Source organism: Chelativorans multitrophicus, from assembly GCF_011317445.1.
Classification (GTDB): domain Bacteria; phylum Pseudomonadota; class Alphaproteobacteria; order Rhizobiales; family Rhizobiaceae; genus Chelativorans; species Chelativorans multitrophicus.
Genome location: NZ_JAAAPL010000001.1, coordinates 1,472,948 through 1,492,591 on the forward strand (window position 1 = coordinate 1,472,948; position 19,644 = coordinate 1,492,591).

The 19,644-nt window shown below is 60.2% G+C and carries 16 protein-coding genes; 5 read left to right on the plus strand and 11 right to left on the minus strand.

From position 1 onward, the window contains the following. Positions 1-371 precede the first annotated feature (371 nt). Positions 372-581, minus strand: coding sequence for a hypothetical protein (locus tag GNP00_RS07250; protein ID WP_041544342.1), 210 nt, complete (start codon positions 579-581; stop codon positions 372-374). A gap of 447 nt (positions 582-1,028) precedes the next feature. Between GNP00_RS07250 and GNP00_RS07255 the strand changes: the two genes are divergently transcribed. After that, on the plus strand, positions 1,029-1,940 hold the full coding sequence (locus GNP00_RS07255) for a LysR family transcriptional regulator (protein WP_011579428.1): 912 nt from the start codon (positions 1,029-1,031) through the stop codon (positions 1,938-1,940). 12 nt (positions 1,941-1,952) lie between these two features. On the opposite strand, the gene GNP00_RS07260 is transcribed toward GNP00_RS07255, so the two are convergent. The 7 genes from GNP00_RS07260 to GNP00_RS07290 all read right to left on the minus strand — a co-directional run bounded on the left by GNP00_RS07260 (position 1,953) and on the right by GNP00_RS07290 (position 9,834). Then, positions 1,953-2,771: a carbon-nitrogen hydrolase family protein gene (locus tag GNP00_RS07260; RefSeq protein ID WP_011579427.1), complete on the minus strand. Its 819-nt coding sequence runs from the start codon at positions 2,769-2,771 to the stop codon at positions 1,953-1,955. Positions 2,772-2,796: 25 nt separating this feature from the next. Next, complete coding sequence (locus GNP00_RS07265; RefSeq protein WP_011579426.1) at positions 2,797-3,600, minus strand: creatininase family protein; 804 nt, start codon at positions 3,598-3,600, stop codon at positions 2,797-2,799. Then, positions 3,597-4,580: an ABC transporter ATP-binding protein gene (locus GNP00_RS07270; protein WP_011579425.1), complete on the minus strand. Its 984-nt coding sequence runs from the start codon at positions 4,578-4,580 to the stop codon at positions 3,597-3,599. The genes GNP00_RS07265 and GNP00_RS07270 overlap by 4 nt, the downstream gene beginning before the upstream one ends. Next, positions 4,577-6,517: a dipeptide/oligopeptide/nickel ABC transporter permease/ATP-binding protein gene (locus tag GNP00_RS07275; protein WP_011579424.1), complete on the minus strand. Its 1,941-nt coding sequence runs from the start codon at positions 6,515-6,517 to the stop codon at positions 4,577-4,579. Before GNP00_RS07275 ends, GNP00_RS07270 begins: the two co-directional genes overlap by 4 nt. Then, positions 6,514-7,464 (minus strand): ABC transporter permease, encoded by a 951-nt coding sequence (locus tag GNP00_RS07280; protein ID WP_011579423.1) that lies wholly within the window; start codon positions 7,462-7,464, stop codon positions 6,514-6,516. The genes GNP00_RS07275 and GNP00_RS07280 overlap by 4 nt, the downstream gene beginning before the upstream one ends. Before the next feature lie 3 nt (positions 7,465-7,467). After that, positions 7,468-9,012, minus strand: a complete 1,545-nt coding sequence (locus GNP00_RS07285; RefSeq protein WP_011579422.1) for an ABC transporter substrate-binding protein — start codon at positions 9,010-9,012, stop codon at positions 7,468-7,470. Between the two features lie 216 nt (positions 9,013-9,228). Continuing rightward, the gene (locus tag GNP00_RS07290; protein WP_041544340.1) at positions 9,229-9,834 is read right to left on the minus strand and encodes a CDP-alcohol phosphatidyltransferase family protein; all 606 of its coding nucleotides are present in this window, start codon (positions 9,832-9,834) and stop codon (positions 9,229-9,231) included. A 117-nt stretch (positions 9,835-9,951) separates the two neighbouring features. On the opposite strand from GNP00_RS07290, the gene apaG reads away from it, so the two are divergent. Next, complete coding sequence (apaG, locus tag GNP00_RS07295; protein WP_041544339.1) at positions 9,952-10,344, plus strand: Co2+/Mg2+ efflux protein ApaG; 393 nt, start codon at positions 9,952-9,954, stop codon at positions 10,342-10,344. Positions 10,345-10,396: 52 nt separating this feature from the next. Here the strand turns inward: apaG and pdxR are convergent, their stop codons facing one another. Continuing rightward, on the minus strand, positions 10,397-11,887 hold the full coding sequence (gene pdxR, locus GNP00_RS07300; protein ID WP_011579419.1) for a MocR-like pyridoxine biosynthesis transcription factor PdxR: 1,491 nt from the start codon (positions 11,885-11,887) through the stop codon (positions 10,397-10,399). A gap of 142 nt (positions 11,888-12,029) precedes the next feature. Between pdxR and pgi the strand changes: the two genes are divergently transcribed. Then, complete coding sequence (gene pgi / locus GNP00_RS07305) at positions 12,030-13,667, plus strand: glucose-6-phosphate isomerase (RefSeq protein WP_011579418.1); 1,638 nt, start codon at positions 12,030-12,032, stop codon at positions 13,665-13,667. Between the two features lie 107 nt (positions 13,668-13,774). Here the strand turns inward: pgi and GNP00_RS07310 are convergent, their stop codons facing one another. Together GNP00_RS07310 and GNP00_RS07315 are read right to left on the minus strand one after the other, a co-directional pair. Further along, positions 13,775-15,718 carry a long-chain-fatty-acid--CoA ligase gene (locus tag GNP00_RS07310; RefSeq protein ID WP_011579417.1) on the minus strand — a complete coding sequence of 648 codons (1,944 nt, stop codon included), beginning with the start codon at positions 15,716-15,718 and terminating at the stop codon, positions 13,775-13,777. A 384-nt stretch (positions 15,719-16,102) separates the two neighbouring features. Further along, positions 16,103-16,654 (minus strand): DUF924 family protein, encoded by a 552-nt coding sequence (locus tag GNP00_RS07315; protein WP_011579416.1) that lies wholly within the window; start codon positions 16,652-16,654, stop codon positions 16,103-16,105. A 216-nt stretch (positions 16,655-16,870) separates the two neighbouring features. Here GNP00_RS07315 and GNP00_RS07320 point away from each other — a divergent pair, with 216 nt between their 5' ends. Together GNP00_RS07320 and GNP00_RS07325 are read left to right on the plus strand one after the other, a co-directional pair. Next, positions 16,871-18,466: an ABC transporter substrate-binding protein gene (locus GNP00_RS07320; protein WP_041544329.1), complete on the plus strand. Its 1,596-nt coding sequence runs from the start codon at positions 16,871-16,873 to the stop codon at positions 18,464-18,466. A gap of 116 nt (positions 18,467-18,582) precedes the next feature. Next, entirely contained in the window at positions 18,583-19,587 is a 1,005-nt protein-coding gene (locus GNP00_RS07325) for an ABC transporter permease subunit (protein ID WP_011579414.1), read from the plus strand. Positions 19,588-19,644 lie beyond the last annotated feature (57 nt).

Sequence of the window (19,644 nt, forward strand, 5' to 3'; positions counted from 1 at the left end):
TAACTTCGAGGCGGTTTTCTGAGGCAGCCGTTTCTGAGGAAAGACATTCTTATAAGAGCAGCCCAAAACGCATCAAGGAAAGATAGACGTTCGCCAAAGCAATATTTGTTGACGATGCTGTATTTACTTCTGGAAGGGAGAGTTTCGTTTTTGAAGGCTGTAAATATAACTTCTCATTCCCGTCCGACCGCTCGACATGCTTGAGGCAGTTGTCGCCCATGCCCCGGACATCATACCTCGACCCGTCATTGATTGATGACGTTTCGATTGCCAACGCATGCCCTGAGTTGCCTAGAGAATTAAGCAACGCAGCGCTTCGAGCGGGCAAATTAATGTGTGTTGTATCGTGTCGTTTCCATCAGCAGGAGCGCTCAGCGGGAATCAAGAACTAGGCTCTGTACGTGGGGGTAATCGGCCGACAGCATGGCGATGTAGCCGGCACTTACAGCTATCCCATTTGTGAGCTCAATGGAGTTGGTGACGGTCACGCCGGTCATATCGGCCAGGTGAGTGATCACGCCATCCCACATCTTCATCGTGCCGCCACCATCGTTGGCGTTATAACCTTCGTACTCCTGCACGATGCGAACGTTTGAACATCGCGTCTTTTTTGATGGAATGAAAGTAATGTCGGATAGGCGTAAAGGTTAGTAGAACCAAGTAATTGACCTAAGATTGAAAATCCGCGTGTCGGTGGTTCGATTCCGCCCCTGGCACCATTTTTCTTCAACGGAATCCAAGAATAAGGTGCAGCGGCTCGACCGCACCCAGACACATTGTCGGCAGGTGCCCTCAACGAGCTGATCTTACTCGGCTGGCTGCGACCGAGGCATACGGCAATGGAAGAACGACGCCTCAATGGAGCCTACTTCTAGGCTGGGTACCGACAACGAGCTAGATTGACCTAATGCGCGAATCCTCTGTGTCGACATTCTGGGGGTGCCGGCGAAAGTTGCGCGACCCGGTTTGCCGTCGAGCGCACACTTGTCGACAGCAAGGGCCGCGGACTGAGATCTGGGAGGACCGTATTGAACTTCAAGCAGCTGGAAGCATTCTATTGGCTGGCTAAGCTGGGCAGTTACCAAAAGGTGGCCAAGCAGATAAACCTCACTCAGCCAGCTGTATCGATTCGGGTCGGCAGCCTTGAGTCCGAACTCAGCGCGCCTCTGCTGCAGCGCGACCAGCCAGGCATCGTGCTTACGGAAAGAGGCCATGAGGTCGCCGAATTTGCGAGCGAGTTCATGCAGCTCTACGAGCGAATGCAGAAGTCTCTTGTGAGGCGCGAGCGCGGCGCCTTCGTCATCGGCATTATCGAGCCGATCCTCTATAGCTGGGGGCAAGAATTCGCCCGGCAGGTGAGAAAGGCTTATCCCAACGTGGAGTTTCGGGTGACCGGGAATGCGGCGATGCGCAATCTGGTCGCCGAGCAGGCTGTTGACCTTGTATTCGCCACCGCAACGGTCAGCAGCGATCCTGTACCGCAGAGTTTTGCCATGCGCGCGGTCATGGGATGGGTAGCCAGTACGAAGCTCGAAATCGATGACAGCGAGCCGCTCGACGCCCAGGCGCTAGCTCGCCTGCCGCTGATTTTTTATCCGCGTGATGCCTCGCAGGCCGCGCCTCGACTCGAGGCGGTGGCCGAAGTCAGAGCGCTGGATCATCTTGAGGATACGGCTTCGGCCCTGTCGACCGCCGCGCAGATGGTCTATCGTGGTTTTGGGGTAGCGCCCCTCGTTCTCACGCCATTCACCAGGGCCATTGCCGAGGGCGACGTGCGGCCGCTGAATACGTCCGTTCCGCTGCCGCTGATGGAAATACGCTGCTACTACATGAACGCGCCGCGTCGCAGGATGGCACGCGACATCTATGCCATTGCCGAGGAAGTGGCGCAGGACTGGTGCGAGAAGCACCCGACCTACGCCACATTCCTGCCAGCCTAGGGAGGCTTTGGCTCAGGCGATCGCGCGCCGGTGACGAGCCACCGGCAGATTCTGACGCACGCGATTTTGATAGGACGGGTCGATGGCCGCCGAGGCCCAGCCTTCCACGTCGCTACAGCGGGCCAGCACCTTGCCCCAGGGGTCGACAATCTGTGAATTGCCGAAACTGGCGCGGTCGCCGCCCGAGGCGGGGAAGCTGCCGACCTGCCCGGCCGCAGCGACGTAACATTGGGTTTCGATGGCGCGGGCGCGAACCAAGGTATCCCAGTGGGCCGCGCCGGTTTCGAAGGTAAAGGCGGCGGGGATAGTGATGACCTGGGCGCCGCGCGCTGCGAGTTCGAGGTAAAGGGACCCGAAGCGGACATCGTAGCATACCGACAGGCCTACATTGGTGCCGTTATGGTCGTAAGTCACAGCAACGTTGCCGGCATCATTCGTGTCGGATTCGCGATAGGAAAGCCCGCTGGGAAGGTCGACATCATAGCGGTGTATCTTGTCATAGGTAGCAAGCTGCTTCCCATCCGGGCCGATCACCACCGATGTGTTATAATAGCGGCCGTTCCGCGTGGTCAGGATGCTGCCGATGTGGATGGTGGTGCCCAGTTCGCGGGCCAGGCTGGCCATGCGTCGCAAGCCCTCGCCGTCTTCCAGGGTTTCGGCCGCGGCATGCATCGTGGCCTTATTGGCGGTCAGGCAGAAGCTGTGCTCTGGAGTGAGGATATAGTCGGAGTGATCCGCCTCGTGGGCGGCACGGACCAGGGATTCCAGCTTTGCAAGGTTGGCGGCCTTGTCGTCGCGCGTATTGATCTGGACGACGGTAATTTTCTTCATTTCTCTCTTCCTGTCTGGCGCCGGGTCACGCGGCGAAGTTCTTACTGACGTGGTCTCGGATGTAGCCGGCCCCGAGCGCCGTGAGCCGCTCGACCAGCATTTTGCCGCGTTCGGGCGAGCTGTATTTGGGGTTGCCACCCCAGATGCCATCCGGCCCGCATTCGGCAGCTTCTATAGGCGCTTGAACGGGGGATCCTTCGTATTCCAGATAGCCGTACTGCTGGATTTTGAGGCCCTTTAGCATGGGGTTGGTGGGAGGCCCTTTGGCAAGGTCCATCCGGAGAATTTCGGGATAGAGATGGAGCCCCACGGAGGTCAGCGGGTCGGCACCGTGGCCGCTGACCCGCGCCGCTTCGGCATCGCCGAGTTCCTTGCGCAGAATGCCGTAAGCCATCTGCCATAGATAGAGCGAGGTGATAAACATGCCCTTGTCGCGCCGCCACTTGAGCGCCAGCTCGGTGATGACGGGCACGTTGCCCCCGTGGCCATTGATCAGCACGATGCGCTTAAGACCTCGACGGTAAAGCGAGCCCACCATGTCGTCCAAGAGGGCGCGCAGTGTGCTGGAGCGCAGGGCAATGCCGCCATGGGTCAAACCGAAATAGTCTTCGGCGCCGAACGGAATAACCGGAGCAGTAAAGGTCGGCGTGCCGGCAGCGGTCGCGGCCTGGGCAATTCGGTCCGCGATCAGCTTGGCGGCCAGATAGTCACCCATCGGGGCATGCACACCCTGATCCTCGAGCGATCCCATGGGAATGAGGATAACGGCGTCATCAGTTAGGAGCTCGCGCCCTTCCTGGCTGGTGAGTTGGGCAAGTTCGGTTTTCATGCGGCGGTTTCCATATCTATGTCGTCCCTGATGCAGGCTTTGCTTCGTCCGGGGGCGACTTCCCGCAGCTCCGGCACGCCTTCGGCACAAGCCGGGAGGGCGAAAGGACAGCGCGTGCGGAAGACGCAACCAGACGGCGGCTTGAGGGGAGAAGGGATGTCTCCCGTCAGGCGTATCCGTGAGGATTTCTGGTCAAGGCGCGGCTCGGCAGAGACCAGTGCCTTGGAATAGGGATGAAGCGGTGCGTGATGGACCAGGTCGGCAGGTCCCACTTCCATGATTTTACCCAGGTAGAGCACGATGATGCGGTCCGATATGAACCGCACGACCGACAGGTCATGGCTGATGAACAGCACCGACACGCCGGTCTGGTCGCGCAGGCGGGCGATAAGATTGATGACCTGGGCCTGGATTGAGACGTCGAGCGCGGAAACGGGCTCGTCCGCCACGATCAGGCGCGGCTCTACCGACATGGCGCGGGCAATACCAATGCGTTGACGCTGGCCGCCCGAAAATTCATGCGGATAGCGATCGAGGAATTCCCGGCGCAGTCCGACCATGTCGAGCAGTTCCACCAGCCGGGGTTCGCGCGCTGTGCCGGTATGCAAGCGATGTATGTCGAGCGCGTCGGAGAGGATGCCGCGCACGGTCTGGCGTGGATCGAGGCTTGAATAGGGGTCCTGAAAAACAATTTGCATCTCGCGACGCAACGGCCGCATGTCGTGTTCGCTGAGATCGCTGATGTCGACCCCATCGAAGCGGATTCGGCCCTCCTGCGCCTTCAGCAGCTTGAGCACGGCCTTACCGATCGTGCTCTTGCCAGACCCGCTTTCCCCGACCAGCCCAATGATTTCGCCCTGGCCGATGGTGAAGCTGACATCACGCAAGATCATCGCCGGCTGGCTGCGGAGCAGGCCGTTGCCGCCACCGAAGCCAAGGCTGAGTTTTTCGACTTCAAGGAGATTGTATTGCTCGATCATACGGCGCTTCCCCTAGTGAGGTGGCAGGCCGCTAGATGGTCGGGGCCATCGACGGAGGTCAGGTCCGGCCGCACTTCCGCGCAAACCGAAACGGCGTGGGGGCAGCGGTCGCGGAAGGCGCAGCCGGCCGGACGTTCGTGAGGCAGGGGCGGCGTTCCGCCGATGGAGGGCAGCGTATCGCTGCGGCTGGCATGCAGCTCCTCATGCGCGGCTGGCATGCTCTGCAGCAGGGCCCTGGTATAAGGATGGCGTGCATTGCCCAGCACTGTGGCGGCAGGCCCCTGCTCGACAACACGGCCGGCATACATAACGGCGATTTCATCGGCGAGCTGAGCGACGACGCCCAGATCGTGACTGATGAACAGAATGCCCGGCGCCCCCGCCGAATTTTTGAGCGCGATGAGCAGGTCGATTATTTCCGCCTGAACCGTTACATCGAGAGCCGTAGTAGGCTCGTCTGCCAGCAGCAGGCCCGGCTGCATCGAGAGCGCCATGGCGATCATGACACGCTGCCTGAGGCCGCCCGAGAGCATGTGAGGAAAGCTGTCGAAGCGGCGAACCGGATCGTTGACCCCAACCCGCTTGAGGAACTCGATACCCTCCTCGCGCGCCTGGGCGGAAGAGACCGAACGATGTATCTTTGCAGCTTCGATAAGCTGATCCCCGACCCGATAGACGGGGTTGAGCGCCGTCATTGGCTCCTGAAAGATCATCGCGGCGTCGCGGCCGCGGATGGCTTCCAGATCCTCGCCGGAAAGCGTGGTCACCTGGATGGTTTCACCGTTATGCGATCGCAGCATGATGTCGCCCGCGGTCACATTAACCCCACGTGGCAGCAGGCCCATGACCGACGACGCGGTCAGTGACTTGCCGGAGCCACTCTCGCCCACCAAAGCAGTGCAGCGACCACGCCGGACCCGCAGATTGACGTCCTCAATCAATTTGATCGGGGTGCCATTCGTGTTGGTGGCAACATCGAGATGGTCAATCCGCAGGACGGTATCGGCTTCGAGCGTAGCGGATTGGGGCGCGGCCTGCACCTTGGGGCGTCGCGGCGACAGGATCGGGATCCCGCCACTCAAACCCTTGGGATCGAGCACGTCCCGTAGTCGGTCCGTCAGCAGGTTCACGCTATAGATCGTAAGCGAGATGGCGACGCAGGGAATGATAATGCCCAGAGGGTCGCGCTCCATATAGGCGCGTGCGCCGCGGATCATCTGGCCCCATGAAGGATCGGGAGGAACAACCCCCAGGCCAAGATAGGACAGGCCGCTTTCGGTGACGATCGCAGCGGCGGCTGTGAGAGAGAGCTGCACGATGATCGGCCCTGAAATGTTGGGCAGCATCGTGCGGAACATCACGCGGCGCGGCCGCGCCCCTAATGCTTTGGCGGCAACGACATAGTCTAGCTGGCTGACGCGGGATGCCTCGAGATAGACGATCCGCGCAAAGGCGGGGAAATAGATGATCGAGAGCACCCAGATCAGGGTCGTGGTTCCTGGCCCCATGAGTGTGACGACCAGCAACGCCAGAAGGATTGGCGGGAAGCACAGGACAACATCGGCAGTCTTTGTTGACAGGAATCCGGCAAGCCCACGGAAATACGCACCAAACAGACCAATGAGGCTGCCAATGGTGCAGGATATAAGCGCGGAAATGACGGCGACCCGCAGCGACGCCTGGGCGCCGATGAGCACGCGCGCCAGGCGGTCGCGGCCAAATTCGTCAAGGCCCAAGGGATGCGCAAGGGACGGACCTGCGAACCGCTCCAAGACCGACATGGCATTGGGATCGATGCCAAGCAGAGGCGGCACTGCAAAGGGAGCGACCAGGACGATGGCAACGATAGCGAGCGGCAGACGTAGCCGCGGATGGATGCGCGGCAACGGGAAGCGGAAAGCCGAGCTGGGGTTAGCGGATGCTGAGGTTATGGTCATAGCTGCACCCGGGGATCGAGCTTCATCTGCAGGAGTTCGATGAGCAGGTTGATGAAGATGAAGATAGCGGCCACGACGAGAATGATGGCACGGACGGTGGGATAGTCGCGCTGTTCGACCGCGGTGACGAGATAGCCACTCAATCCGGGCCAGTTGAAAACGAACTCGACCAGCACTGTGGAACCAAGCAGGATCCCGAGTTGCAGGCCGATGACGGTGACGACCGGTCCGAGCGCATTGCGCAGGACATGACGGCGAACAACGGCGCGGCGGGGCAGGCCCTTGGCCAGGGCGGTTCTCACCCATTCATTGGAAAGGCTGTCGAGGACCGATGAGCGCGTCATACGAAAGATGATTGGGAAAATGCTCATTGCCACGGTGATGGCGGGCAGGACCAAATTGGACAGATGCTGGATCGGCGCCGAGCCAAAGTCGGCGTAGCCGCCGGCTGGAGTCAGCTTTAGCGTTTGGGCAAACAACAGGATCAGCAGCGTGCCGATGACGAAAACCGGTACGGCCGCGAACAGCGCCGACACGCCCGAGCCGGCTGTGTCGAGGCGTCCGCCTGCCCGCAATGCCGCATGCGTGCCGAACGGCACTGCGACGGCGACGGCAATGCTCATGGCCACGGCGATCAGTTCCAGAGTTCTGGGCAGCCTGGTCGCAATGGTTTGGCCGATCGACGAATTGTCGATGAGCGAGTTTCCAAAATCGAGGCGAACAGCGCCCCAGAGGAATTCGACATATTGCTGCAACAGGGGGCGATCGAGGCCCATTTCGACGCGCAGGGCCGCGATGTTCTCAGGCGTTGGAGTACTTCCCGCGGAGCTCAACAAGAGTTCGGCGGGGTCGCCGGGGATGACGACTTGGATGGCGAAGACCAATGTCGCGACCACAAAGAGCATGCTCAGGGCCGACGCCAGCCGGGAGATCGCAGAGTGCAACATTTGTCAGACGAACCTGGCCTGATCGAGCAGGATCGCGGTGCTCGTCACCCCGAGGAAACCTGGCAGGCATTGGAATCCTTCCACATTGCGGGCAAGGCCGAAGGATTGAACACGCCAGACCAGGGGCGCTTGCGGCACCTCCTCGAAATAGGCCTGGGCCAGCTGTTTGTAGATCTCCTCGCGCTTGGCCGGATCCAGTTCGCCTCGTCCCTTTTCGAGCAGGGTATCGATACGCTCGCTGGCGAAGCCGAAAGAGTTCTGGAACGTCTTCACCGAGGAGTGGAGCAGCGGGTAGAGCGAGTCCGGGTCGTTGTACTCGCCCACCGTGCCATGGATGGCAATGTCATACTGGCCTTCATTGCCGGCGGTGATGCGACTGGCCCATTCGGGGAGCTTGAGTTCGGCATTGATGCCGATAGCCTGGAGATAGGCAGCAACGACCACGGCCGTGTCCTGGAGCATGCCATAGGTTGAGGTTGCCAGAAGCGTACAGTTGAAGCCATCGGCATAGCCAGCCTCGGCCAGCAGCGCTTTGGCCCTTTCCGGATCGTAAGTATAGCTGTTTTCCGGCGTGGAGGCCTGGTAGGCCGAACCAGGAGGATTGGGGAAGCCATAAAGCGGTTCGCCTTGGCCGGCGAAGGCTGCTGCCACGATGTCCTCGCGGTTGATGGCATAGCCGATCGCCTGGCGCACCAGCGGATTGTCGAAGGGCGGCTTGCTCGTGTTGAAAAGCACCACATGGAAGGGGCCGAGCGAACCCGACAGTTTCATGCGGTCGTTATTGTCGAAGCGGGAATAGGCAGACCAGGGCACATACTCGATGATGTCGACATCGCCCGATTCCAGCGCAGCCATGCGAAGGTTTTCATCGGCATAGGCCGTGAGCCGGATTTTGTCGACCTGGGGCGAACCGTTCTTATAGTAGTCGGGATTGCGCTCGACCTCGATGAAGACACCACGCTCCTGCTGGGCCAGACGGAAGGGGCCGCAGGCAATGGGTGCATCCTCTGTGCTGCCCTCGGCAAGAATGGCAGCGTTCGGGCTGGCGAGGGCAAATGGCAATGCCGCATTGGGCTTGGTCAAGATCAACCGCACGGTGTGGTCGTCAAGCGCCTCCATGGACTCCACCTGGTTGAGCGTTGTCCTGAGGTGAGCGGTCGATTCGGGAGCGCTGATCTGATTGACGGTCCAGATGACGTCCTGAGCCCGCACGGGTTTGCCATTGCTGAAAACGGCATTGGCGCGGAGCTTGAAATCATAGGTGGTCGGATCCACCGCAGCCCAGCTTTCAGCGATCTCGCCGATCAGCTGTCCTTCGGTATCGTAACCCAGCAGGCCGCGCATGATCAGCGTCTTAACCGTGGATGCCGCTGCCCCGGCGTTGAGCCAAGGGCTAAGGCTTGGCGGAAAGGCGGAGAGAGCGTAGCGCAAAACACCGGCATCGGCCTGGGCGGAAGCCGAACCGGGCAACTGGACGGCTGCGATTCCGGCGCCTGCGGCGGCGAGGAAAGCACGGCGGGACATCGTGAGAGCGTGAAGCCTCGACATAAGTTATCTCCTCCAATTTGCTGGCTTTTTTGCCTTGCATGTTCGTCGGAGATTTTCGGACGCGATCAGCCCACCGGCAAATTTAAAATTCTTTAGGCGGCATAAAGGAAGTTTGGCGGGCGGCCTTCAGCGGCGCCATCGCTGCGGATTTTGGTGGATTTCCAGGTCCGCGAAAAGCTCAGAATTTCAGGGGATAGTCATTACAATGCCGCAGCTTCAGCGGAAGACTCCTGCCGCCAGAACAATCCGCGAGATAGCGGTGTAGAGCGTGAGCGCGGCAAACAGATAGGCGAGCGTCGCAAACCAGTCAGGGAAAAGGCAGAAGAGCAGGAATATGATCAAGGTTTCGCCTGCTTCCGCCAGCCCCGTCGTGAAGAAGAAGCTCTTTTCTCCACGAATCGTCGTCGCCAGACGGCGCTTTTCCGCGATCACGGCATAGGCCAGAAAACTCGCGCCATTCACGTAGAACGAAAAAAGCAGCACGGCGCCGGCAAGGCCATTGTCGACCGGATTGTGAAGCACGAAAGCGAGCGGGATTACTCCGTAGAAGGCGAAGTCGAGCACGATATCAAGATAGCCGCCAAAATCGGAACTGTTGGTGAGGCGCGCCACGGCCCCGTCCAGGCCGTCCGCAAGGCGGCTCAAGAGGATCAAGATAATTGCCGCTAGGAACCAGCCTGCAATGATGGCGGCACCTGCCATAAGTCCGAGGAGGAAACCAGCGATAGTGACCGTATCAGACGAGATGCCAGCCTTGACCAACCGCTCCGCAAGCATCGATATCGGAAGCTCCAGTTTTCTTCGTCCCCAGCCGTCAATCAAGGCCGCGCTCCCAGATCCCGTATCTGCATTGATCTATAGCCCCGCGCGTTACATATCACTCGTAACAATGTCGTCATGCTCCCTTCGTGCCGGCATAACGGCCTTAAAGAGCGGACCATGTATCGAGCGATCACCCAAGGCATAGAGGTTTGTGTCGAACCCTTCTTCCTGCCGGAGCACTCCGATCCGGAGGAAAGCAAATATGTCTGGGCTTATCAGGTAACGATCGCCAATTATTCTCCGCAGGCGGTGAAGCTGCTCTCGCGTTACTGGCATATCACGGACGGGATGGGCCGGGTGCAGGAAGTGCGCGGAGAAGGCGTTGTGGGCGAACAACCCGAAATCGAACCGGGCGACACCTATCGCTATACATCGGGCTGCCCCCTTACCACCTCCTCCGGGATCATGGTTGGCCGATACACCATGCAGACTGAACGAGGCGACATGCTGGAGGTGGACATCCCTGCCTTCTCGCTCGATTTTCCCGGCAACAGCGTATTGCTGAATTAGGCCCTTTCACGGAACACCCTAAGAGGCACGGGCCTTGCCGCTGGCGGCGCCTCTATGCCGCGATGGCGCGGCGGGAGACGACAGCGGCAAGCTCGCGGATGCCCGGCTCGATATGCTGAACCGCGATGGATGAAATACCAAGCCGCATATGGCGCGAAGGGCGCTCAGGCCCATCGAAGAAGCGGGCTCCCGGTTCGATAATCACGCCGCGCGCCCTGGCAGCGCGTGAAAGCGCGCCCGTGTCGATCCCCTCAGGCCCCTGGAGCCAAATGGACGTGCCACCGGGCACATCCGCCGCTTCCCATTCGGGCATTAAACGGCCGATCACTTCGACCAGCTTGCTGCGACGCTCCTCGAAGGCGGCGGAGAGCCGCCTTATTAGCGAATCGTGATGACCGAGCGAGAGGAAAAGCGCCACCGCCCGCTGATTGTTGGCCGGCGGATGACGCAGCATGAAGCGGCGAAGCGCCCTCAATTCAGCCACCAGTTCGGCCGGCCCGACGAGATAGCCAAGCCGCAGACCCGGCGCCAGCGTCTTCGACATGGAGCCGAGATAAATGACACGGCCGGTATGGTCGAGCCCTTTCAGCGCCGCTTGGGGCGTCTCGTCCGCGAGCTGGCTGTCGTAATCGTCCTCAATGATGATCCAGTCGTTCTTCTCAGCGCCGGACAGGAGCGCCTGCCGACGCTCGCGGCTGAGCGGGACCATGGTCGGGCAATGGTGGCTGGGGGTAACGAAAACGAAACTAGAGTCCGCCGGGATCGCATCCACCTCCATGCCGTCTTTGTCCACGGGAACCGACAGCGTCTCGGCACCAGACAACCGGAAGATGGAGCGGGCGTCCGGATAGCCGGGATTTTCCATCGCCACACGAGCGCCGCGGCCCATGAGCAGCGTGGCAAGCATGTAGAGCGCGTGCTGCGCGCCAAGCGTCACGATGATCTCATCCGGATTCGCGAAGATACCGCGGCGCGGCAGAAGCCGCGCCTGGATTTGCTCGATCAGCAGCGGGTCATCCCTATCGACCATGTCGGCCGCCCAGTTGCGGATCTCGAGCACCGCGAGCGCCATGCGGTTGCACTCGCGCCACTCGGCGGTGGGGAACAGTGTGGGATCGAACTGCCCGTAGACGAAGGGATAGGAGGACTGCATCCAGTTCTCGTTCTTCGGCGGACCAGGGAGCTCGCTCGCCATTACCTGGCGGCGCGCCTTCCAGTCGATCTTTGCCGTAGTGCGGGTCTTGCGCGGCGGACGTGGCGGAGCGGCGAGCACTTCCGGATTGACGAAATGGCCGCGCCGCTCCCGGGCGATGAGAAAACCCTGATCAACGAGCTGCTGGAAGGCGAGCACCACCGTTCCGCGCGCCACACCCAGCTTGTCGGCCAGAATGCGGCAGGACGGCAACGGCATGGTGGGCGAAATTTGCCGGTCGAGAATCGCCGAGACGATCGCCTGGCGAATCTGCGCCTGCAATGTCTGCGTGGAATCACTGGAAATCTTTATTAGGCCCGCCCAAAGAGCGGCATCGTTTCTGGTCGGCATCATGTCCTCCGGCGATGGGGAGCCTACGATGATGGCGGCTGCACCGCAACCCTGGTCCAAGCGATTAAGCCAGAGGGCTGCTTCACTTTTGCCGTTCGGCCCCCTAAGTTTCGGCTCCACCCAGAAGAGGAGATCGACGTTCATGAGCGCCTACGCCCGAGCCCTGGACGCGCTGCGGCAACATCGTCGCGAGACCGAGGACTTCGATCTGCGGCAGGCATTTGGTGCCGACCCCGACCGCTTCTCCCGCTGCTCGGCTGCGCTCGACGACATGCTTCTCGATTATTCCAAATGCGCGGTGAGCGACGAAACGCTGGCATTGCTCGACAAGATCGCGGAGGCGGCGGGCGTGATCGAGCGGCGCGAGGAGATGTTTTCGGCCAAGCGAATCAACGTCACCGAGAACCGGGCCGTGCTGCACACGGCGCTTCGCAATGATTCAACCCGGCCAGTAATGCTCGACGGCAAGGACGTGATGCCGGATGTGGAGGCCGTGCTTGCTGCGATGAGCACTTTTTCCGAGGGCATCCGCAGCGGGACGATCAAGGCTGCAACCGGCAAGTCCTTCACCGACGTGGTGAATATCGGCATCGGCGGGTCCGATCTTGGGCCGGCCATGGCAACGCTGGCGCTCGCCCCTTATCATGACGGGCCGCGGCTCCATTACGTCTCCAATGTGGACGGGGCGCATATCCACGACACCCTGAAAGCGCTCGACCCGGATACGACGCTATTCATCATCGCGTCGAAGACCTTCACGACCATCGAGACAATGACGAATGCCGGCACCGCGCGCTCGTGGATCGCGGAGAAGCTGGGGCAGGATGCGGTAGGCTCGCATTTTGCGGCCGTTTCGACCGCACTCGACAAGGTGGCGGCCTTCGGCATCGACGAGAGCCGCGTCTTTGGCTTCTGGGATTGGGTGGGCGGCCGTTATTCGCTCTGGTCGGCGATCGGCCTGCCCATCATGATCGCCATAGGGCCGGAAAACTTCCGGCGGTTCCTGGACGGCGCGGAGCTGATGGACCGGCATTTCCGCGAGGCGCCGTCGCGCGAGAACTTGCCGATGATGCTGGGCCTGATCGGCTTTTGGCATCGGGTGATCTGCGGCTATCCGGCACGCGCGGTCATCCCATACGATCAGCGGCTCGCGCGGCTGCCGGCCTATCTGCAGCAACTCGATATGGAATCGAACGGCAAACGCGTCACCTTCGAGGGTGAGTCGGTGACTGTTCCGACTGGGCCGCTTGTCTGGGGCGAGCCCGGCACCAACGGCCAGCACGCCTTTTTCCAGCTCCTGCATCAAGGCACGGACATCATTCCCGTGGAGTTCATGATTGCCGCAAGGGGGCATGAGCCGGAACTGAAGCATCACCACGACCTGCTTATCGCCAACTGCCTGGCGCAATCGGAAGCATTGATGAAGGGCCGGACGCTGCAGGAGGCCAAGGCGCAGCTCCTGGCGAAAGGCATGAGCGAGGCGGAGGCAGACAAGCTAGCCCCGCACCGCGTCTTCCCCGGCAACCGGCCCTCTGTCACCATCATCTATGAGAAGCTCGACCCCTTTACACTCGGCCGCCTGATCGCGCTCTACGAGCACAGGGTGTTCGTCGAAGCGGCGCTCTTCCGCATCAATGCCTTCGATCAATGGGGCGTGGAGCTGGGCAAGGAGCTTGCGACCGAGCTTCTGCCCGTCGTGGAAGGAAAGAAGGATGCGTCCGGGCGTGATTCCTCGACGGCGGGGCTCGTCGCCCAGATCGCGGCATTACGTGATTCATAGTCTGGAGGTCAGCCGGCCCCTTGGCAGAAAAAAGCCGTTCAACATGTTAGCTTAAAGTGAAACTAAGCTAAGGGTTGGATCGCGAGTGAAGGGGGCTTACTGCTCTTCTACCTCAACTCCCGCCGTAGAATCTTGCCTACATTGGTCTTGGGTAGCTCGGTGCGGAATTCCACATATTTCGGCCGCTTGTAGCCGGTGAGGTTCTCGTGGCAATAGTTGAGGATATCCTCCTCGGTGAGGGCGGGGTCTTTCTTCACCACGAACACCTTCGGAACCTCGCCGGAATGCTCATCCTTCACGCCGACAGCCGCAACTTCCAACACGCCCGTATGGTGGGCCAGAACGCTCTCGATCTCGTTCGGATAGACGTTGAAGCCTGAAACCAGGATCATGTCCTTCTTTCGGTCAACAATCGTGACATGGCCGCTCTCGTCCATGATGCCCATGTCGCCGGTCTTGAGAAAGCCGTCCGACATCATAACTTTGGCGGTCTCCCCCGGCTGATTCCAATAGCCCGGCATCACCTGAGGCCCGCGGATGCAGATCTCGCCCACCTCGCCGAATTTTTGGTCGCGCCCCCTTTCATCCCGAATTCTGACCTCTGTGGACGGGAGAGGCAGGCCGATCGTGCCGGTGAATTCATTCCGGTCGAGGCGGTTGATCGTCGCCACCGGTGACGTTTCCGACAGGCCGTAGCCTTCGGAAATCGTGTGACCGGTCAGTTTTTTCCAACGTTCGGCCACGGAGCGCTGCACGGCCATACCGCCGCCCAACGTGAAATCAAGATACTTGAAATTCAGCTTCTGGAAATCCGGATTGTTGAGCAGAGCGTTGAACAAGGTGTTGAGGCCCACGAAGACATTGAACTCGTGCCTGCCGAGTTCTTTCACCAGCGCTGGAATGTCGCGCGGGTTGGCGATCAGGATGTTTTGCGCGCCGAGCTTGATACCCGTCATCGCGTTCACCGTCATCGCATAGATGTGGTAAAGCGGCAGCACGCAGATGAACACGGGCCGTTCCGGCTGCTTTCGGCCGTCGAGATAGGCAGTCCGTAGCCAGATCTCGCTCTGCAACACATTGGCGAGCACGTTGCGGTGGAGAAGCTTTGCACCCTTGGCCACCCCGGTCGTGCCGCCCGTATATTGCAGGAAGGCAATATCATCCAGCGAGACCTCGGGCGGAGAGAAGCGGGCGGCGGCGCCCTCCCGCATTGCCTGCCGGAAAGATGCATGGCCCGGGATATCCCAGCTTGGCACCAGCTTCTTCACCCGGCGAACGACCAGGTTCACGACATGCCCCTTGAGGCCGAGCATGTCGCCCATGGCGGTCACGATCACATGCTTCACGTCGGTCTTGCCGATGGCAGCCTGCAACGTGCCGGCGAAATTTTCCAGGATCACGATTGCTTCCGCGCCTGAATCCTTAAGCTGATGCTCAAGGTCCCGGGCGGTGTAGAGCGGGTTCACGTTGACGACCACATAGCCGGCACGCAGAACGCCCATCATGACCACCGGATATTGCAGCAGGTTGGGCATCATGACGGCGACGCGAGCGCCCTTCTTCAATCCTTTCGATTGCAGATAGGCAGCGAAGTCGCGCGAAGCCTTCTCCAAATCGGCGAAGCTGATCGTCTTGCCCATCGAGGTGAAGGCGGCCCGGTTGCCGAAGCTGCGGCAAGCCTCAAGCAGCATGTCTGCAAGCGAACTGTGTCGGAACGGGCCGATCTCGGCGGGAATGCCCTCAGGATAGCTTTTCAGCCACGGTTTGGCGGCTTCACCGCCTGCCGAAGCAGGCCTTGCTTTCGTTGCCCGTGTCTTCGCAGCGGACCCTTTAGCGGGAGCGGTCTTTGCTTCAGCCTTACGCGTGGTTTTGGGCTTGGGAGCGCTCTTTTCCGTTGCTGCCCTTACCGGCTGTGCAGATGAAGCCGCTTTACCTGTTGGCTTCTTGGGCGTCGATTTCTTTGGGACTACTGGCGCCGCCTCTGCGGCTTCCCTTTTAGCACCGTCTTTGGCGGTTGAGCCTCTAGAGCCGGTAGCCTTGCTCCGTTTCACCTTCGCGGGAGTTTCGTCAGTGGACGCGGCCTTGACGGGGGGAGATTTCTTCCGGGCCGGCTTTTCGGCCTTGTCCGTTTTCGCGGGTGTCGACTTAGCCTTCCCTGCGGCTGCTGGCTCCTTGGAGCGCACTTTCTCAGAAGACCCCTTTCCGGACTTCGAACCTTTAGATGCTCCCGCCTTTCGCGCCGTTTTGGCGGCAGCTTTTACGGGTGACTCCACAGCGGCGCTTGTAGCTTCAGTACCACGGCCCTTTTGGCTATTGCCGATCTTTGCCAATCTACCCTCCCTCAAATGCCTCCCCAGAACCCGCAACCGAACCGAAGCAGTTGGCTCCCATACCCGTTCACATTATGGTGCCGCGTTCCCTTCGAGCAAGGCCCCTTACTGGCCGTAACCCTTATGCGCTTCAAGAAAGGCCAGTTCTTCCCCAGTGCTTTCGCGGCCGAGCGTGCGGTTGCGATGGGGGAACCGTCCAAAGCGCTCGATGATGTCCCGGTGCTCGATCGCGTAGCGCAGCGCTTCCTCGTTGCCGAGTGCCTTGAAAAGCATGACGCAATGCTCTTGGTCGGCGGAAATCTCGGAATGCATAAACGGCATGTAGAGAAATTGCCTCTCCGCAGGCGTAAGACCGTCGTCAAATCCCTTGTCCAGTGCTTCGCGGGCAATCCGTAGCGCCAGATCATCCGTGGCGAACGCGGCAGCGCTGCCGCGAAACATGTTGCGGGGAAACTGGTCGAAAAGGATGATGGAGGCAAGCGCCGCTCGCTGGCTCTTGCCCGCTGCTTCAGGCGGATTTGCAGCGAGCCGCTTATGCAGCGCTCCGAAACGCTTGCGCACCGTCTCGTCAAGTTCAGGTGTAGGTTTGAACCAGCCTTCCGGCCCGACCTCTTCGAACCAGAAGGTAAGAATCTCCTCAACCCAGCGATCGGCCATGGACTGCACCTAGTGTTTTCTTCCTCTCGAATGAGTGTGGCGGCGAGGAGCGGCGGATGTCCACCTTAATTTCGCTGGCGACGAAAATTTACGCCGCAGAATGATTTTGTAGGCTGCTATTCTAGAGGGAGTTTTCCTACCGGAAAAATCTTGCTTATATTGCTTCAGGGGGCCGCGTGGGAAATGGCTCCAAATAAAGTTCGGGAGGTAATCCGCATGAAACCGAAAATGACGTTCGCTGCTGTACTTCTTGCCGCCACGACATTGAGCGGCATGGCCGGCGCGAAGACCTTTGTCTACTGTTCGGAGGGCTCGCCCGAAGGATTCGATCCAGGTCTCTACACGGCTGGTACCACTTTCGATGCCGCGGCTCACACCGTCTATAACCGGCTGCTTGAATTTAAGCCGGGCACGACTGAAACCGTGCCCGGGCTTGCCGAGAGCTGGGAAATTTCGGACGACGGCCTGCAATATACCTTCAAGCTGCGGCCGGGAGTGAAGTTCCAGACGACAGATTTCTTCACCCCTACGCGCGACCTCAATGCCGATGACGTGATCTTCTCCTACGAGCGTCAGTGGAAAAGCGATAACCCCTGGCATCAATACGTGACTGGCGCCTCCTGGGAATATTTCAACGGCATGGGCTTTCCGGACCTTATCGAGTCGATCGAGAAGATCGATGACATGACGGTTCGCTTCACGCTCAAGCAACCGGAAGCGCCGTTCCTCGCCAATGTGGCGATGCCCTTCGCTTCGATCATGTCCAAGGAATACGCCGACAAGCTCGAAGCCGACGGCAAGATGCAGATGCTGAACCAGCAGCCGCTTGGCACCGGCCCCTACGAGTTTGTCGCCTACCAGCAAGATGCTGTGATCCGATACCGGGCGCATGAAGACTATTGGAATGGCCAGCAGAAGATCGACGACCTGGTTTTCGCAATCACGCCGGACGCTTCGGTGCGCTATCAGAAACTGACAGCCGGCGAATGCCACCTCATGCCCTATCCGAACGCGGCCGACGTGGAGGACATGAAGGCGGATTCCAACCTGAAGGTGATGGAGCAGGAGGGGCTGAACATCGCCTATCTCGCCTACAACACCACACAGGCGCCCTTCGATAAGCCGGAAGTGCGCAAGGCGTTGAACATGGCGATCAACAAGCAGGCGATCGTCCATGCGGTGTTCCAGGGCATGGCGACGCCTGCAAAGAACCCAATTCCGCCGACGATGTGGTCCTATAACGACTCCATCGAGGACGATCCCTACGATCCGGAAGCAGCCAAGAAGATGCTCGAAGAGGCGGGCGTCAGCAATCTTTCCATGAAGGTGTGGGCGATGCCGGTGAGCCGGCCCTACATGCTGAACGCGCGCCGGGCGGCCGAGCTTATCCAGTCCGACTTCCAGAAAGTCGGCGTGAATGTCGAGATCGTTTCCTATGAGTGGGCCGAATATCTCGACCGCTCGAAGGAGAAGGACCGCGACGGAGCGGTGATCCTCGGCTGGACGGGCGACAACGGCGATCCCGACAACTTCCTGCACACCCTGCTCGGCTGCGATGCCGTGGGCGGAAACAACCGCGCACAATGGTGCAACGAGGAGTTCAACAACCTCGTGATGCAGGCAAAGCAGGCTTCCGATCAGGCGGAACGCACCAGACTCTACGAAGAGGCTCAGGTGGTCTTCAAGCGCGAGGCACCGTGGGCGACGCTCGACCACTCGCTGTCGATCGTGCCGATGCGCAAGGAGGTTGAAGGTTTCGTGCAGAGTCCGCTCGGCGATTTCGCCTTCGAAGGCGTCGACCTGGCCGAATAAATTGCTTTGCGAGGCAAATGTGAGGCGCGTCGGGAAACCGGCGCGCTTCTTTTCGATTATGACTGAGAAGCAGCCCTTTTCGGGCCTATGGTTCTGACCAGGAGATTTGAAGCATTATGTTCCGGTTTCTGATCCGGCGGCTCGCGGTCCTCATCCCGACTTTCCTCGGCGTGTCCATAATCGCCTTCGCTTTCATTCGTGTCCTGCCGGGCGATCCGGTGATGCTGATGTCCGGCGAGCGCGTGATGTCCCCGGAGCGCCATGCCGCGCTCACCCGCGAACTCGGCTTCGACCGGCCGATCTGGATTCAATATCTCGATTACATCGGCGGTGTCGTCCAAGGCGATTTTGGCAGTTCCATCGTCACCAAGCGGCCGGTGATGGATGATTTTCTCGCGCTCTTCCCTGCCACGCTCGAGCTTTCGATCTGCGCCATCATCCTCGCAGTCGCCATCGGCGTGCCGTTCGGGGTGTTGGCGGCGGTAAAGCGCGGCTCTTGGCTCGATCAGTCGGTTATGGGCTTTGCGCTCGTCGGCTATTCCATGCCGATCTTTTGGTGGGGCCTGCTGCTCATCATCCTCTTCTCCGGCGTGCTGCAGTGGACTCCGGTATCAGGCCGCATCTCGCTCCTCTACTTCTTCCCGCCCGTAACCGGCTTCATGCTTATCGACAGCCTGCTTTCGGGACAGGCGGGAGCCTTCAAGTCCGCCCTCTCGCATTTGATCCTGCCGACGGTCGTGCTTGCCACGATCCCGCTTGCCGTCATCGCGCGGCAGACGCGCTCGGCGATGCTGGAGGTGCTGGGCGAGGACTATGTGCGCACGGCGCGCGCAAAGGGCCTGCCGCCAAGGCGGGTGATCGGACTGCATGCGCTGCGCAATGCGCTGATACCAGTCGTCACCACGATTGGCCTGCAGGTGGGCGTGTTGATGGCGGGCGCTATACTTACCGAAACGATTTTCTCCTGGCCGGGCATCGGCAAGTGGATGGTCGATAGCGTCTTCCGGCGCGATTACGCAGTGGTGCAGGGCGGGCTGCTGCTCATCGCCGGCATCATCATGGTCGTGAACCTGATCGTGGATGTGCTCTACGGTCTCATCAACCCGAGGATCAGGCACTGATGGCTACGACGAATCTCAAAGAAGCCGATGCAGCCATCGGGCTCGAAGGCGGACCAG